The organism is Blastococcus sp. SYSU DS1021, assembly GCF_054050995.1.
The window spans coordinates 124,091-139,366 of record NZ_JBJHAL010000008.1; the positions used below are offsets into that span (position 1 = coordinate 124,091).

The window sequence follows — 15,276 nt, forward strand, 5'->3', positions numbered from 1 at the left end:
GAGGCTAGGACGAGACGAGCCGCTCCTCGAGCATCCGCTTGACGGTGGCGGCGTCGGCCTTGCCGCGGGTGGTCTTCATGACCGCACCCACCAGCGCCCCGATCGCCTGCACCTTGCCGCCGCGCACCTTCTCGGCGACGTCGGGGTTGCCCTCGATGGCGGCCTCCACCGCGGCGACCAGCTCGTCGGACTCACCCAGCACCGCGAGGCCGCGGGACTCCACGACCGCCGCCGGGTCGCCCTCGCCGGCGAGCACGCCGTCGAGCGCCTGGCGGGCGAGCTGGTCGTTGACCGTCCCGGCCTGCACCAGGCCCGCCAGCTCCGCGACCTGTCGCGGCGTGACCGGCAGCTCGGTGAGCTCGACGCCGGCGTCGTTGGCGCGGCGGGCCAGCTCGCCCAGCCACCACTTGCGGGCGTCGGCGGGCGAGGCACCGGCCGCGACGGTCTCGGCGACCAGGTCGACGGCCCCCGCGTTGGCGATCCACGCCATCTCGGTGGCCGACAGGCCCCACTCCTGCTGCAGCCGGGTCCGGCGGGCGGCGGGGAGCTCGGGCAGCGCGGCACGCAGGCCCTCGATCCACTCCTCGTCCGGGGCGAGCGGGACGAGGTCGGGCTCGGGGAAGTACCGGTAGTCGGTGGCCTCCTCCTTGCTGCGGCCCTCCGAGGTGCTCCCGGTGTCCTCGTGGAAGTGCCGGGTCTCCTGCACGATGCGCCCGCCGGCGTCGAGGACGGCGGCCTGGCGGCGCATCTCGTAGCGGACGGCCCGCTCGACCGAGCGCAGCGAGTTCACGTTCTTGGTCTCGGTGCGCGTGCCCCACTCGAGGCTACCGATCGGCGCCAGCGAGGTGTTGACGTCGCAGCGCAGGTTGCCCTGCTCCATGCGCACCTCGGAGACGCCGAGGGTCAGCAGGATCTCGCGCAGTTCGGTGACGTAGGCCCGGGCCACCTCGGGCGCCTTGGCGCCGGTCCCCGGGATCGGGCGGGTGACGATCTCGACCAGCGGGATGCCGGCGCGGTTGTAGTCGACCAGCGAGTGGTCGGCGCCGTGGATGCGCCCGGTGGCGCCACCGACGTGCAGGTTCTTGCCGGTGTCCTCCTCGATGTGCACCCGCTCGATCTCGACGCGGTAGGTCTCGCCGTCGACCTCGACGTCCAGGTGCCCGGCGGTGCACAGCGGCTCGTCGTACTGGCTGGTCTGGAAGCCCTTGGGGATGTCCGGGTAGAAGTAGTTCTTCCGGGCGAAGCGCGACCAGCCCGCGATCCGGCAGCCCAGCGCCAGGCCGATGCGGATCGTCGACTCGATGGCGGCAGCGTTCACCACCGGCAGGGAGCCGGGCAGCCCCAGGCAGACCGGGCAGGTCTGCGTGTTGGGCTCGGCGCCGAACGTGGTGGAGCAGCCGCAGAACATCTTCGACGCGGTGCCCAGCTCGACGTGCGTCTCCAGACCGATGACCGGCTCGTAGCGGGTCAGGACCTCGTCGAGGCCGACCAGGGTGTCGCTCATGAGGGGTCGTTCTCCTTCGGGGCGGCAGGGCCCTGCTGCTGGCGGCCGGTCACCACGGCGCCGACGGCGGTCAGCACGCCGAGGACCAGGAAGACGGCGAAGACGGCCCGGCCGGTGACGGCCCAGCCGACGATCCCGGCGAGGACGACGAAGGCGGTGAGGGCCCAGGCGGCCTTGAGCGGGCCGTTCACGCCGCGCCGCCGATCGCGTCCAGCAGCGCGTAGCCGCGGGCCGCGTCCTGCGCCGCCTCCAGCGCGGCCGCCACGCGGTAGCAGCGGTCGTCGGCCAGGGCAGGCGCCATGACCTGGAAGCCGACCGGCAGGCCCTCGGAGAGCCCGCACGGCACCGAGATGGCCGGGATGCCCGCGAGGCTGGCCGGCAGCGTGCACAGGTCGGCGGCGTACATGGCGATCGGGTCGTCGACGCGGTCACCCAGCGACCACGCGACGGTGGGGCTGGTCGGGCTGACCAGCACGTCGACGTCGTCCCACGCGGTGGTGAAGTCCCGCGTGATCAGGGTGCGCACCTTCTGCGCCTGCCCGTAGTAGGCGTCGTAGTAGCCGGCCGACAGCGCGTAGGTGCCGAGGATGATCCGGCGCTTCACCTCCGGGCCGAAGCCCTGCTCGCGGGTCAGCGCCATGACCTCGTCGAGGTCGCGGCTGCCGTCGTCACCGACCCGCAGGCCGTACCGGACGCCGTCGAAGCGGGCCAGGTTGGACGACGCCTCGCTGGGCGCGATCAGGTAGTACGCCGGCAGGGCGAGGTCGAACGCCGGGCAGGAGACCTCGCGGACCTCCGCGCCCATGCTCTCCAGCAGGGCCACCGTCTCGCGGAAGCGAGCGAGGACGCCGTCCTCGTAGCCGTCGGTGTGCCCCTCCCCGCCCAGCTCGCGGACGACGCCGACCTTCAGCCCGGCCAGCTCCCCCTGGGCGCCGCGGCGCGCGGCCTCGGCCAGCACGGGCACCGGCGCGTCGATGCTCGTGGAGTCCAGCGGGTCGTGCCCGGCGATGGCCTCGTGCAGCAGTGCGGCGTCCAGCACCGTCCGCGTCATGGGGCCGGCCTGGTCGAGGCTCGAGGAGAAGGCGATCAGCCCGTAGCGGGAGACCGAGCCGTAGGTGGGCTTGTGGCCGACCAGCCCGGTGACGGCGGCCGGCTGGCGGATGGACCCGCCGGTGTCGGTGCCGATGGCCCACGGGGCCAGCCCCGCGGCGACCGCGGCCGAGGAGCCACCCGAGGAGCCACCCGGGATGCGGTCGGTGTCCCAGGGGTTGCGGGTGACCTGGTAGGCGGAGTTCTCGGTGGACGAGCCCATCGCGAACTCGTCCATGTTGGTCTTGCCGAGCAGCACCGTGCCGGCGGCCTTCAGCCGTGCGGCGACGGTCGCGTCGTAGGGCGGCCGCCAGCCCTCGAGGATCCTGGAGCCGCTGGTGGTGGGCACGCCCTCGGTGACGACGACGTCCTTGAGGGCGAGAGGAACGCCGGCCAGCGGGCCGAGCTCGGCCCCGGCGGCGCGGGCGGCGTCGACCTCGCCGGCGGCCTGGAGCGCGGCCTCGGCGTCGACGTGCAGGTAGGCGCCGATGACGGCGTCCTGGTCGCTGATCCGGTCGAGGTACGCGCGCGTCACCTCGACCGCGCTCACCTCGCCGGCCTGCAGCGCCTCGCTGAGCGCGGCGGCGCTCGTGGTCGGGATGGTCACGCCTCCTCCCCGAGGATCCGCGGGACCCGGAAGCGGTCGTCCTCCGCGGCCGGGGCGCCGGCGAGGACGACGTCGCGGGGCAGGCTCGGGCGGGCGGCGTCGGGGCGCATGACGTTGGTCATGGGCACGGCGTGCGTGGTCGGGGCGACCTCGGCGACGTCGGCCTTGCCGACCTGCGCCACGGCGTCCAGCACGGCGGCGAGCTGGCCGGCGAAGAGATCCAGCTCTTCGTCGCTCACGGCGAGCCGGGACAGGTGTGCCAGGTGGGCCACCTCGTCACGGGTCAGTCGACCCTTCGGGGAGGGGGTGCTCATGCTGCGGCGGAACTCCACTTCGGCGGTGCCCGGCGGCCCGCTCTCGGCCCGGGGCGTGACCGGGCCACTCTACGTGGGGCCCTCCGGACGCCGGTCAGCGTGAGAGGCTCCTCCCGATCGCGATCGACGGAGATCGAACGAGGCCCCCCTCCTCCCCACCGCTCGCAGGCTCGCGGCGGGCCCCGGAAGGGGGCCATGGGGCCCATGACCCGGAGGAACCGTGTCCTATCTCCTGCGCCTGGTGCTGCCCGACCGCCCGGGCATCCTCGGTGCGGTGGCGACCGCACTGGGCACCGCAGGCATCGACATCGTCTCGGTGGACGTGCTCGAGCGGGGCAACGGGATCGCGGTCGACGACGTCGTCGTGGACCTGCCGGGCGACCGGCTGCCCGACAGCCTCATCACGGTGGCGCAGGCGGTCGACGGCGTGCGGGTGGAGTCGCTGCGCCCCTTCGCCGGCCCGCTGGACACCCACCGCGAACTGGACCTGCTGGATGCGCTCGCCCGCGGCGATCGCCCGCCGACCGAGCTGCTGACCGCGTCGTTGCCGCGGGTCTTCCACAGCGGCTGGGCGGTGATCCTCGACGACTCGGGGCAACCGGCCCCGCTGACCGAGGGCGCGGTGCTCGCGGCCTCGGACGCGGCGCCGGCCTTTCCCGGCCTCACCTTGCCGTGGCTGCCGCTGAGCGGCCCGCGGCTGCTGCCCAGCGACGACCCCTGGCTGCCGGAGCGGTGGCAGGAGATGGCCATCGAGATGATGGCCGTGCCCTACGGCGCCGGCCGGGCCATCGTGCTCGGCCGCTCCGGCGGCCCGGCATTCCGCCGGTCGGAGCTCCTCCGCCTGGCCCACTTCACCGGGATCGCGACGACGGTCGCCCACCTGCCGCCGCCCTGACCGGCATTCGGCGACCGCCACCAGCGGCCGGCACCCCGCTCGGGCGCCACCAGGACCGCTCGCCGCTCAACCGGAGGAACCCACCGCTCCCCACGCGGGCAGCAAGCGCCGGGCCTCCGCATCGGTGGGCTCGTTGAGGTGGAGATGGTTGCCGAACGGGTCGGCAAGGGTCAGCACGCGAGCTCCCCACGGCGCCTCCTCGATCTCGGGCACCCAGACCGCCGGGCCCCATACCGGCACCTCCGCCCGGCGGGCGTTCAGCTCCTCCCGGAGGGAGTCCAACCCCGCGATCCAGACCAGCACCGTGGCTCCGGCGCCGGGCGTGTAGGCGACCTCGGTCAGGTGCAACGTGGTGGACGCCTGGGTGACCTGCCCGTAGAAGGGCGTCCCCTCTCCGCCCGACGGGCCCCCGAAATCCAGGCGGAACCCGAGGAAGTCGACGTAGAACTGCAACGCGACGTCGACGGAGAAGATCCGCAACACCGGGATGGTGGTGCCCGACCCACCCCCCGGCACCCGCACCGGGGACGGCGCGAGCCTGGCGTTGAGGGTGTTCCAGTCCGCCGCGCCCAACTGGCGCGCCACCAGCTCCAGGCACTGGCCGTGCGTCAGCTCGAGCCCCTGCCGCTCGCGCAGCGCGGCGCGGAGCCGCCTGGCCATCTGCTTGGCGGACCGGCTGTCCGGATCGCGCCTCGACTCGGCGTCCGACATGGATCCTCCGATCGGCGAACCCGTCGATGCACGCCAGTGCTCGCGTTGCTGACTGGTTCGCCGTGGTGGACCGGTGGACAGGTCAGTGAAGTCACGATGCGTTCACCACACCCCCGGGGGCGCGAGCGGCCGGCCGCATCAGCCGAGCAGGAACCTAGGCAGCCGCAGCAGGTCGGTCAACCCCCTTCCGGACGCCTCGAGGCCTGATCGCTGAGCCCCTGACCTGCGCCTTCTTCGTGCTTCGCTTGCACCGACGCTCCTTCGAACATATGATCGAAGGCATGACCGGGACGACGTCAGGGACGACGCTCCCTCCGTCCGCGTCGGGTCGTCCGGCATCGGGCGCCTCCGCTGCCTCGGCGCCCGCCGCCGGCTGGGCCACCGGTCCGCTGGGTGCTGTGCAGGCGGCGGACCGGGAGATCGCCCGGCAGACCGCGCTGCGCGCCCGGGCGGTCGCCGAGTTCGCCGCCACCCGTCCCGCCTCGGCCGATCGCCCGGCGGGCCAGCCGGGGGCCATGAGCGAGGAGCGCCGCGCCGCCCGGCCGGAGGTGCTGGCCGACGTCAGCGAGTGGGCAGCGCAGGAGCTGGTGGTGGCCCTGTCGATCTCCACCCAGGCGGCCGAGCAGCTGCTGACGCGATCGCTGACGCTGGTGCACCGTCTCCCGGGAACGCTGGCCGCACTGGAACGCGGGGATCTCCACCCGGGACACCTCTGGCCGATGCTCGAGCGGGTGGCGCCGATCGCCGACGCGGCGAAGCGGGCCGCCGTCGAACGGGAGCTGCTCCGGTGGATGTCCGGCCGGGTGACCACACCTGCGCAGCTCGGCGCCAAGGCGCGCCGGCTCGGCCTGGCCCGTGACGCACGCGACGAAGCCGCCCGGCTGGCTGCGGCCCTCCGCGAGCGAGGCGTCTCCGTCCGGCCCGATCGCCGCGAGGGCATGGCGGTCCTCGGCGCGCTGCTCACGGTGCCCGAAGCGCAGGGGCTGCTGGATGCGCTGGGGCGCTACGCCGACAATCTGGACGACCCGGACGACCGCAGGACGCGCGGCCAGAAGATGGCCGACTGCCTGCTCGACCTGGTGCTCCGGCCGGAGCAGAACGAACTGCCCGCCGTGCAGGCGCAGCTGACCGTGGTCGCGGGGGCGCGAACCTTGCTCGGCGGCGACCAGCCGGGTGAGATCGGCGGTGAACCCGTACCGGCCGAGGTCGTCCGCGCGCTCGCCCGCGCCCTGGGCCTGCTGCCCGGGCCGGCGCCGGATCCCTGCGGCGAGGGCGCCACGACGGCCGCGGACGGCCACTCGCCGACAGGAGATGGCCGGGCCGACAGCCGGCCGGAGGACGCCCACGGCACCGACTCCTCGCCCGACGACGTCTGCCCCACCGTTGCCTGGCCGCTGCACACCCGGGCCACGGAGTGGCGGGAGGCCGACGAGCGGTGGTGGGCGGAGGTCGAGGCCCGCGCTCTCCGGGGCGAATGGGGCGGCGCGGAGTACACCCCGGAGGACGAGCTCCTCCGGCGGTGGGCCGAGGAGGCCCGCTTCGAGGCCTGGCTCGAAGCAGCCGGGGCGTTCTCCGAGCCGGCGCCGGACCCCGAAGCGGAAGGATCCCCCGATCCCGGGCTGGAACCGCAACACGACCCCGGCCCTGACCCGGAACCCGACCCCGGGCCCGGCACCGAGGTGGAACCAGGGACAGACGACGGCGACAGCTCCTCTCACTGGGCCAACGCGCACGGGTCGCTGCAGGCCGCCGCAGACGCCCTGCTCGGCCTGGACCGGGCGATCGGTCGCGCCCGGAGGATGGTGGCCGACGCCCAGCGCGCCGACCGCCAGGACGAGAGCGCGTGGCTGCGCAGCGCCGCCGGCCGGGTCACTCGTGCGCCGAGCGATCTCGACGCCTGCGCCGACGCCGGGGAGTCCCGCCGGGCAGCCCTCGCCGCGCTGCTCGATGCGAGCAGCGGCGGGACGCTGGTCGACCGGCCGCGGATCGCGGTGGTCGACGAACTCACCGGCGCGCTGCTCGCGCTCACCGACAGCCGCGAACTCCGCCGCCTGGCCCACTGCGGCGACGCCGCCTGCCGCCGCGCGCCGACCCGGTGCACGCACGACCTCACCGGCCGTCCGGGGCTCGACCCGCCCGGCCCGACCGACGGGTATCGACCCGGGGCCGCGCTCGACCGGTACATCCGCGCCCGCGACCGCCGCTGCCGCTTCCCGGGCTGCCGCCGGCGCGTCCCGCTGGGCGGGGAGCTCGACCACGACCGCCCCTACCCCGAGGGGCCGACGAGTGCGGAGAACCTCACCGGCTTCTGCACCCGCCACCACCGGGGCAAGCACCAGGCGCCCGGCTGGGCCTACGACCTGGCGCCCGACGGCACGCTCACCGTCACCACACCGACCGGCATGGTGGCGAGCACGACTCCCCCGCCCTACTGACCCAGGTGATCGTTGGCGCACCCGGCCGCGGGGCTACTCGCTGCCGTCGCCGATCGTCGCGACCTCGCGGGCGGCGTCCGGCCCCTGCTCCAGCAGCACCCGGAAGCCGTCGTCGTCCAGGATCGGTGCCTTCACCTGCACCGCCTTGTCGTACTTGCTGCCCGGGTCGGCGCCCACGACGACGAAGCCGGTCTTCTTCGACACCGAACCGGTCACCTTGCCGCCCCGCTCCTGGATCGCCGCGATCGCCTGGTCGCGGCTGAAGTCGCGCAGCGACCCGGTGACGACCACGGTGACGCCGGTCAGCGGTCCCGGGGGTGCGTCCTCGGCCGCGTCGGCCATGCGCACCCCGGCCTGCCGCCACTTCTCCACGACGTCGCGGTGCCAGTCGACGGCGAACCAGTCGCGCACCGACCTCGCGATCGTCGGACCCACGCCGTCCGCGGCGGCCAGCTCATCCTCCGTGGCGGCGATGATCCGGTCCATCGACCGGAAGTCGCGGGCCAGCGCCTGCGCGGCGGTGGGCCCCACGTGCCGGATCGACAGCGCGACGAGCACCCGCCACAGCGGCACGTCCTTGCGGACCTGCAGGTTGGTCAGCAGCTTGGCGCCGTTGGCCGACAGGGTGCCGTTCTTCCGCGTGAAGAACGGCGAGCGCTGCAGCTGCTCCTCGTCGAGGAAGAACAGATCGCCCTCGTCGGTGAGCAGCCGGCTCTGCAGCAGTGCGACCGCCGCCTCGTAGCCGAGGTTCTCGATGTCGAAGGCGCCACGCCCCGCCACGTGGAAGACCCGTTCCCGCAGCTGCGCCGGGCAGGACCGGGCGTTGGGGCAGCGGATGTCGGCGTCCCCCTCCTTCTCCGGCCGCAGCTCCGTGCCGCACTCGGGGCAGTGGGTCGGCATGACGAACTCGCGCTCGTCGCCGGTCCGGGCCGCGACGACCGGGCCCAGCACCTCGGGGATCACGTCACCGGCCTTGCGGATGACGACCGTGTCGCCGATCAGCACGCCCTTGCGCTTCACCTCGCTGGCGTTGTGCAGGGTGGCCAGCTGCACCGTCGACCCGGCCACCTTCACCGGCTCCATGAAGGCGAACGGCGTCACCCGGCCGGTGCGCCCGACGTTGACCCGGATGTCCAGGAGCTTCGTCGTCGCCTCCTCCGGCGGGTACTTGAACGCGATCGCCCACCGCGGCGCCCGGGAGGTCGACCCCAGCCGACGCTGCAGCGCGACCTGGTCCACCTTCACCACGACACCGTCGATCTCGTGCTCCACCGCGTGGCGCTGCTCGCGGTAGCGCTCGATGTAGGCCCACACGCCCTCGAGATCGGGGACGACCTCGAAGCGGTCGCTCACCGGCAGCCTCAGCGCGCGCAGGCCCTCGTAGGCCGCCGACTGCCGCTCCGGCTCGAAGCCCGTGCGGGCGCCCAGCCCGTGGACGACCATCCGCAGCGGGCGGGACGCGGTGACCTTCGGGTCCTTCTGCCGCAGCGAGCCGGCCGCGGCGTTGCGCGGGTTGGCGAACGGCGGCTTGCCCTGCTCCACCATGGCGGCGTTCACGTCGGCGAACGCGGCGACGGGGAAGTAGATCTCGCCGCGGACCTCCAGCAACTCCGGGACGTCGTCGCCGGTGAGCTGCTGGGGGACGTCGTCCATCGTGCGCACGTTGGCGGTGACGTCCTCGCCGGTCACCCCGTCGCCCCGGGTGGCGGCCCGGACCAGGCGGCCCCGCTCGTAGACCAGGTCGACGGCCACCCCGTCGACCTTCAGCTCGCACAGGTAGCTGGCCTCCGCCGCGCCCTCCCGCTCGGCGCGCGCCGCCCAGGCCGACAGCTCGTCGCTGCTGAAGGCGTTGTCCAGGCTCTGCATGCGCTCCAGGTGCTGCACGGGGGCGAAGGTCGCGGTGAAGCCACCGTTGACCTTCTGGCTGGGCGAGTCCGGGGTGACCAGGGCCGGGTGCGCGGACTCGATCGCCTTCAGCTCGGCCATCAGCTCGTCGTACTGGCCGTCGCTGATCAGCGGCTCGTCGCGCACGTAGTACGCGAAGGCGTACCGGTCCAGCTCCTCGGAGAGGTCGCGGTGGCGCGTGCGGACGTCGTCGGGGACCTCGGTGAGGTCCTCCCGGTCGGCCACCGGGGTGACGGACGGTTCGACGAGGTCGGCGTCGGTGCTCACGGGCGAACGGTATCCGGCGGGTACGACGGTCAACCGGGGCTCACCCGCTCGTGGCGCGGTGCTCCCGGCGGCAGGTCCCTCGCGCTACCCGGGCAGCAGGTACTTCGCGGCCTCGCGCACCTGGCGCATCGCGGCGCGGGCGTAGGACGGCGTCGCCCCCGCGAGTCCACAGGCGGGGGTGAGCGTCACCGCCCCGGGCAGCCGTTCGGCGGCGAACCCCAGCTCGCTCCACCAGGCCTGCACCCGCGACGCCGTCGCCTTCGGAGCCGGCAGTGCGGTGTCGGTGCCCGGCACGACGCCCGGCAGCAGGTGCACCCCGGCGTCGACCGCCTCACCCACCGCGTCGAGGTCCTGGACCAGGCCCAGGTCGAACGAGAGTCCGGCCGCGCCGGCTGCGCGGAACAGGGTGAGCGGCATGCGCGGCGCGCAGCAGTGCACCACCACGGGGCCGGGCAGCGCCCGCAGGACGGCGGCCAGCTCCTGCTCGACGACGTCGGCGGCGACCGCCGGCAGCTTCCCGAAACCGCTGATCGTCGGCAGCCCGCCCTGGAGCACCGCGGGAACCGACGGCTCGTCGAGCTGGACCACGATCCGCGCGCCGGGGAGCCGGTTCTGCACGGCCGCCACGTGCGCGGAGAGCCCCTCGGCCAGCGACTGACCCAGATCGCGCCGCGCCCCGGGATCGACCACCGCCCGGTCCCCCCGGGTGCGCTCCAGCCCCGCGGCGAGGGTCCACGGCCCGGTGGCCTGCACCTTGAACGGCCCCGTCCAGTCCTCGGCCACGTCGTGCAGCGCGTCGAGGTCCCGGGCGAGGAACTCCTCGGCCCGCTGCTGGTCCATCCCGGGCCGCGGCACCAGCCGCCAGCCCGAGGGGGTGAGGTCGACCGCGAGGCCGACCAGCAGCGCCGCGGTGCGCCCGAGCATGTCGGCCCCGGGGCCCCGGCCGGGCAGCTCGGGGAGGTGGGCGAACCCCGGCAGCTCCCCCACCACCGTGCGCGCCGCCTCGGCCGGGTCGCTGCCCGGCAGGGATCCCACACCGGTGGCGGGGCCCCAGGGCGGACCGGCCGGCTGGGCGCCGTCGGCAGCCCCCGGGGCGGGATGGGCGGGGTCGAGCGGGGAGACCACGGCGGCGACGGTAGCCCGTCGCCCGGAGCACCGGTTCAGCAGGCCAGCCGCTGGTCGGTCGGGACGGCGAGCCCCAGCGCCGGCGGACCCACCGGGGAGCGCGACCCGACATACGCCACCAGGGCCCGGCGGTCCGAGGGCCCGCGCACGACGTCGTCGCCCTCGGCGAAGGAGGTGTACCCCTCGCCCCCCTCGCGCAGGTAGCTCGTCATAGCCACCCGGTAACGCCCCTCCGGCTCGACGCGCGCGCCGTCGATCTCCAGGGAGCAGGGGTCCACGCGGTCGCCCAGCGGCCGGGCCGGGTCGTAGCGGTAGGTCAGGCTGCTGGAGGTGCTCAGCACGAGGACGTCCGCGTGGGTGAACTGGTGTTCCAGCGCCTCCCGGATCGCCGCACCGGAGACGGTGAGGGTCTCGACGCGGAACCCGAACGGCAGGGCGCGGAATGCGTCCCGGTAGGTCACGACGCCGTCGGCGCCCGGCGGGTCGCCGTCGTCCCGGAGCAGGCCGGCCCGCAGCATGGGCACGGTCGTGAAGGCGAGGACGGGACGGCCGTGCCGCTCGTCCTGCACGGCGGCGAGGAACGCATCCGCCACCAGCACGCCCATGGGCGACTCCGGCGCCGGCCCGGCCGGGACGTCCTCGGCCACCTCGCCCACCACCCGGTCGCCCTCGGGCTCGGCACGGGCCACCCAGTGCCCGACGATCCGCTCCACCTCCGCGTCCGCGGCGGTGCGCAGGACCGGCACGGCCGTGGCGGTCGTGCGCTCCCGGTCCACGTCGCCGTCGGCGCGGACGACCAGCCGCAGGTCGGTGACCGTCCGCCCGTAGGTGGCCGCCTGCGTCACCGGCCGCGGAGCGCCGTCGGGGTCGGCCAGCGAGCAGGTGTACGGCGCGTGCGTGTGCCCGCCGATGATCACGTCGACAGCGGGTGACACCTCGGCGTTCAGCGCACCCGCCGGGGTGCCCGCGAGCTCCCCGACGCAGGTGTCCGGCGTCGTGCCCGGCGGCTGGCCGCCACCCTCGTGCGCCAGCAGGACGATCGCCTCCACCCCGCGCTCCTGCAGCTCGGCGGCGTACCGGTTCGCCCCTGCGGCCGGGGGCTCGATCGTCAGCCCCGCGAGCGCCGAACCGGGGACGTAGTCGAGGGTCTCGCGGGTGACGACCCCGATGATCCCGACCTGCGTGCCTCCGCTGGTGCGCACCACCGCGTACGGGGGGAGCGCCGGCTCGCCGGTGTCGGTGTCCCGGACGTTGGCGGCGAGGTAGCCGAACCCCGAGCCGGAGAACTCCTCGCCGGTGCTGTCGCGGAAGCAGCCCTCCGTCCGCCGCGCCACGCCGTCGCAGGCGCCGATGTCGTCGGAGAACTGCCCGTCGGTCGCACCGGACAGCCGGAACAGCTCCTCCTTGCCGCGGTCGAACTCGTGGTTGCCGACCGCGGCGAAGTCCAGACCCAGGGCGTCGAGGACCTCGATGGCCGGTTCGTCCTGGTACAGCGTGGAGGCGAGCGTCGAAGCGCCCACCAGGTCACCCGCGGCCAGGGTGAGGGAGTCCTGCTCGGCGCCGCCGAAGTCCGCCCGCCGGTCGGCGAGCGTCGCGGCCAGGTACGCGGCCCCGCCGACGGGCCAGGGGCCGTCGTCGGGCGTGTCCGGGACCCCGTCGGCCCCGGGCCCCGGCTCACCGGTGTCGAGGAGACCGTCCACGCCCGCCGGCACGTCCAGCCTGCCGTGGAAGTCGTTGAGGGCGAGCACCTGCACCGTGGTCTCGGTGACCGGGGTGGCGGTCCTCTCCGTCGCGGCGGGCTCGCCGTCCGCCGTCGGCGCGACCGTGCTCCGGCAGGCGGTCAGGAGCAGCAGCGAGAGCGCGACGGCCGGCGCTCCGACGCGGTGGGACAGGAGCACAGGACCTCCTCGTCGAGCCGGGCAGGACCACCAAGATGATCACGCCCCCGGCGGACCTGCCACCCGGGAACGCACAGGTCGCCGGTGGCTCCGTCGGTGACGCCGGAGGCCGGCCCCCGCGGTGCGGGAACCGGCCTCCGGTCAGCGTGCTCGGTCGGCGCGGCGGCTCAGCCGAGCGTGAAGGTGGTCGTCGCCCACTCACCCGAGGTGCCGGTCACCGTCACCGTGTACTCGCCGGCCGGAGCCCGCTTGGGCACCGGGAAGCGCATCGTGGCGGTGCCCTGCGCATCGGTCCGGCCCTCGGCCAGGCGGCGCCCGTCGGACAGCACCGCGGTCACCTTCTCGCGGGGGCCGAAGTCCGCCACGGTCACCGAGATCACGTCGCCGAGGTCCGGGGTGGCCGTGGAGAGGGTGGCCGTGGCGTCGCACGGGCCGGCCACGGCGCTGGTGCCGTCGGCGACCGCCGGCGGCTGCGCCGGGGCGTCGGTGCCGCTGAGACCGGTGGCCACCGGCGGGAGGGGGAAGCTGCCCGGCTGGCCGTGGTCGGCCGCCGGCGGGGCGACCGGGCCGGACGCCGCCTCGAAGTAGGCGACGGCGGTCTCGACGTCGACCGGACCGGTGGCGGGATCCGTCCCGTTGGTGAAGGCGGTGAAGGAGTCGCCGCCGGCGATCAGGAAGGAGTTCGCCGCCACCCGGTAGCTGGCCGCGGGGTCGACGACCTCGGCCGGCAGCGGGCCCGAGCCGTCGGGGTCCAGGGTGATCGACGCCGGGTCGACCCGCTGCCCGTAGGGGTTGGCGGTGTCGAAGCGGTAGGAGAAGCCCTCCGAGGTGCCCAGCCGCAGGGTGCTCGCACGCGGCTGGTCGGACTGGAACTGCTGCTCCAGCACCGCGCGGATGTCAGCGCCGGTCAGGGTGATCGCGTTGACCGTGTTCCCGAACGGCTGCACGGTGAACAGCTCGGCGTAGGTGACCTCGCCGACCTCGATGTCGGCGCGGAGGCCACCGGGGTTCATGAACGCCAGCACGGGGTCGCCGTAGGCGGGGTCGACCTGCAGCGCCTCCAGCTGCATCTGCGCCACCAGGTTGCCCAGGCTGGACTCGCCGTCCCGGACGGGGCGGAACACCTGCTGCCCCGTCGTCGGGTCGGTGGTCCAGGTGCCGGCGCGGCGGATGTCCTCGCTGGCGGTGCCGACGACGCGGTCACCCGCCTCGGCGGACCGCTCGTCCCAGTACTCCACGATCCCCGCGATCTCGGCGTCCGGGTTGTCGCGCAGCACCGGGACGTTCGCCGCCCGGTAGTCGCACCCTCGCTGCACGTCACCGGTGCGGCCGTCCAGCGTCAGCCGGATGTCGCTGACCAGGCGGCCGTAGGAGCCGGCCTGGGTGATCAGCCGCGGCTGGCCGGCGGGGTCGGCCACCAGGCAGGAGTAGCTCGCGTGGCTGTGCGAGCTGACGATCAGGTCGACGGCCGGGGAGACCCGGTCGTTGATGTCGACGACCGGGCCGGTCAGCTCGTCGCAGCCGTTGAAGTCGGCCGCGTCCTCGCCGGTGTTCTCCCCGCCCTCGTGCAGGAGCACGCCGATGGCCTCGATGCCCTGCTCCCGCAGCTCGGGGACCCAGCGGTTGACCGCCTCGGCCTCGTCGCCGAAGTCGACGTCGGCGATGCCGGTCGGGGAGACGATGGTCGGGGTGGTGTCGGTGACCACACCGATGAGGGCGATCTTCTTGCCGCCGGCCACGTCGAAGACCTGGTACGGGGGCAGGATCGGCTGGTCCGTGCCCTTGGCGTAGACGTTGGCCGCCAGGTAGGGGAAGTCGGCGCCACGGAACGCGTTCCCGGTGCTGTCCTCGAAGCAACCGGTCACCCCGACCTCGACGCCCTCGCAGGCCTCGACGTCGTCGGTGAACGTGCCGTCGGTGGCCGCCGAGATGCGGCGCAGCTCGTCGGTGCCGCGGTCGAACTCGTGGTTGCCCACGACCGAGACGTCCAGACCCAGGGCGTTGAAGACCTCGATCGTCGGCTCGTCCTGGAAGACGCTGGAGTCGAACGGCGAGGCGCCGATCAGGTCGCCGGTGCTGACGAAGAGCGACGAGTCGGCGTTCCCGCCGGACTGCACGAACGCGGCCCGGGTCTCCTCGACGGTGCTCGCCAGGCTCGCGGCGCCGCCGACCAGGACGGTGCCGTCGTCGGCGGTGCCGGCGACGCCGTCGGGGCCGGGGCCCTCACCGGTGACCAGCGTCGCGTCGCTGCCCGTGGTCTCGGAGATCCGGCCGTGGAAGTCGTTGATCGCGAGGAGCTGGACCGGGACGTCGGCGTAGCGGTCCGGAACGGGGGCGGCCGAGGCCACGGCCGGCAGGCCCACCACCACGGCCGACGCCGCCAGGGTGGCGGTCAGGGAGAGGCGCGTTCTGCGCACGGGAGGTCCTCCAGAAGGGCGTGCGGGACCAGACCGCCGGGAGGGACGGCCTGCGGGTTCGGTGCACGGAGTCGAGCTGCGCGCTCGCGCTCGGGGAGACGGTTCGCGT

11 protein-coding genes are annotated in these 15,276 nt (G+C 74.5%); 2 read left to right on the top strand and 9 right to left on the bottom strand.

The annotated features are described in order from the left end of the window. Nucleotides 1-4: 4 nt before the first annotated feature. The 4 genes from gatB to gatC are packed head-to-tail and all read right to left on the bottom strand — an operon-like array spanning nucleotide 5 to nucleotide 3,514. Entirely contained in the window at nucleotides 5-1,504 is a 1,500-nt protein-coding gene (gene gatB, locus ACI8AP_RS08310; RefSeq protein WP_456588864.1) for an Asp-tRNA(Asn)/Glu-tRNA(Gln) amidotransferase subunit GatB, read from the bottom strand. Then, nucleotides 1,501-1,695, bottom strand: a complete 195-nt coding sequence (locus ACI8AP_RS08315) for a hypothetical protein (RefSeq protein ID WP_456588865.1) — start codon at nucleotides 1,693-1,695, stop codon at nucleotides 1,501-1,503. Before ACI8AP_RS08315 ends, gatB begins: the two co-directional genes overlap by 4 nt. Further along, nucleotides 1,692-3,200: an Asp-tRNA(Asn)/Glu-tRNA(Gln) amidotransferase subunit GatA gene (gene gatA / locus ACI8AP_RS08320; RefSeq protein ID WP_456588866.1), complete on the bottom strand. Its 1,509-nt coding sequence runs from the start codon at nucleotides 3,198-3,200 to the stop codon at nucleotides 1,692-1,694. The genes ACI8AP_RS08315 and gatA overlap by 4 nt, the downstream gene beginning before the upstream one ends. Further along, nucleotides 3,197-3,514 (bottom strand): Asp-tRNA(Asn)/Glu-tRNA(Gln) amidotransferase subunit GatC, encoded by a 318-nt coding sequence (gene gatC / locus ACI8AP_RS08325; RefSeq protein WP_456588867.1) that lies wholly within the window; start codon nucleotides 3,512-3,514, stop codon nucleotides 3,197-3,199. The genes gatA and gatC overlap by 4 nt, the downstream gene beginning before the upstream one ends. A gap of 220 nt (nucleotides 3,515-3,734) precedes the next feature. On the opposite strand from gatC, the gene ACI8AP_RS08330 reads away from it, so the two are divergent. Further along, nucleotides 3,735-4,409 (top strand): ACT domain-containing protein, encoded by a 675-nt coding sequence (locus tag ACI8AP_RS08330; protein ID WP_456588868.1) that lies wholly within the window; start codon nucleotides 3,735-3,737, stop codon nucleotides 4,407-4,409. 66 nt (nucleotides 4,410-4,475) lie between these two features. Here the strand turns inward: ACI8AP_RS08330 and ACI8AP_RS08335 are convergent, their stop codons facing one another. Next, nucleotides 4,476-5,120: a glyoxalase superfamily protein gene (locus tag ACI8AP_RS08335; protein ID WP_456588869.1), complete on the bottom strand. Its 645-nt coding sequence runs from the start codon at nucleotides 5,118-5,120 to the stop codon at nucleotides 4,476-4,478. 398 nt (nucleotides 5,121-5,518) lie between these two features. On the opposite strand from ACI8AP_RS08335, the gene ACI8AP_RS08340 reads away from it, so the two are divergent. Next, nucleotides 5,519-7,555, top strand: coding sequence for a DUF222 domain-containing protein (locus tag ACI8AP_RS08340; protein ID WP_456588870.1), 2,037 nt, complete (start codon nucleotides 5,519-5,521; stop codon nucleotides 7,553-7,555). A gap of 33 nt (nucleotides 7,556-7,588) precedes the next feature. Here ACI8AP_RS08340 and ligA read toward each other — a convergent pair whose 3' ends face one another. The 4 genes from ligA to ACI8AP_RS08360 form a co-directional block, all read right to left on the bottom strand. Continuing rightward, on the bottom strand, nucleotides 7,589-9,727 hold the full coding sequence (gene ligA / locus ACI8AP_RS08345) for an NAD-dependent DNA ligase LigA (protein ID WP_456588871.1): 2,139 nt from the start codon (nucleotides 9,725-9,727) through the stop codon (nucleotides 7,589-7,591). A gap of 84 nt (nucleotides 9,728-9,811) precedes the next feature. Continuing rightward, nucleotides 9,812-10,852: a methionine synthase gene (locus tag ACI8AP_RS08350; RefSeq protein ID WP_456588872.1), complete on the bottom strand. Its 1,041-nt coding sequence runs from the start codon at nucleotides 10,850-10,852 to the stop codon at nucleotides 9,812-9,814. A gap of 35 nt (nucleotides 10,853-10,887) precedes the next feature. Continuing rightward, on the bottom strand, nucleotides 10,888-12,750 hold the full coding sequence (locus tag ACI8AP_RS08355) for a bifunctional metallophosphatase/5'-nucleotidase (protein WP_456588873.1): 1,863 nt from the start codon (nucleotides 12,748-12,750) through the stop codon (nucleotides 10,888-10,890). A gap of 167 nt (nucleotides 12,751-12,917) precedes the next feature. Next, nucleotides 12,918-15,167 (bottom strand): 5'-nucleotidase C-terminal domain-containing protein, encoded by a 2,250-nt coding sequence (locus ACI8AP_RS08360; RefSeq protein WP_456588874.1) that lies wholly within the window; start codon nucleotides 15,165-15,167, stop codon nucleotides 12,918-12,920. Nucleotides 15,168-15,276: the final 109 nt, after the last annotated feature.

Excerpts from the sequence above, each read along its gene's own strand:
- gatC (WP_456588867.1), bottom strand. The coding sequence starts at position 3,514 with ATGAGCACCCCCTCCCCGAAGGGTCGACTGACCCGTGACGAGGTGGCC.
- gatB (WP_456588864.1), bottom strand. The coding sequence starts at position 1,504 with ATGAGCGACACCCTGGTCGGCCTCGACGAGGTCCTGACCCGCTACGAG.
- ACI8AP_RS08335 (WP_456588869.1), bottom strand. The coding sequence starts at position 5,120 with ATGTCGGACGCCGAGTCGAGGCGCGATCCGGACAGCCGGTCCGCCAAG.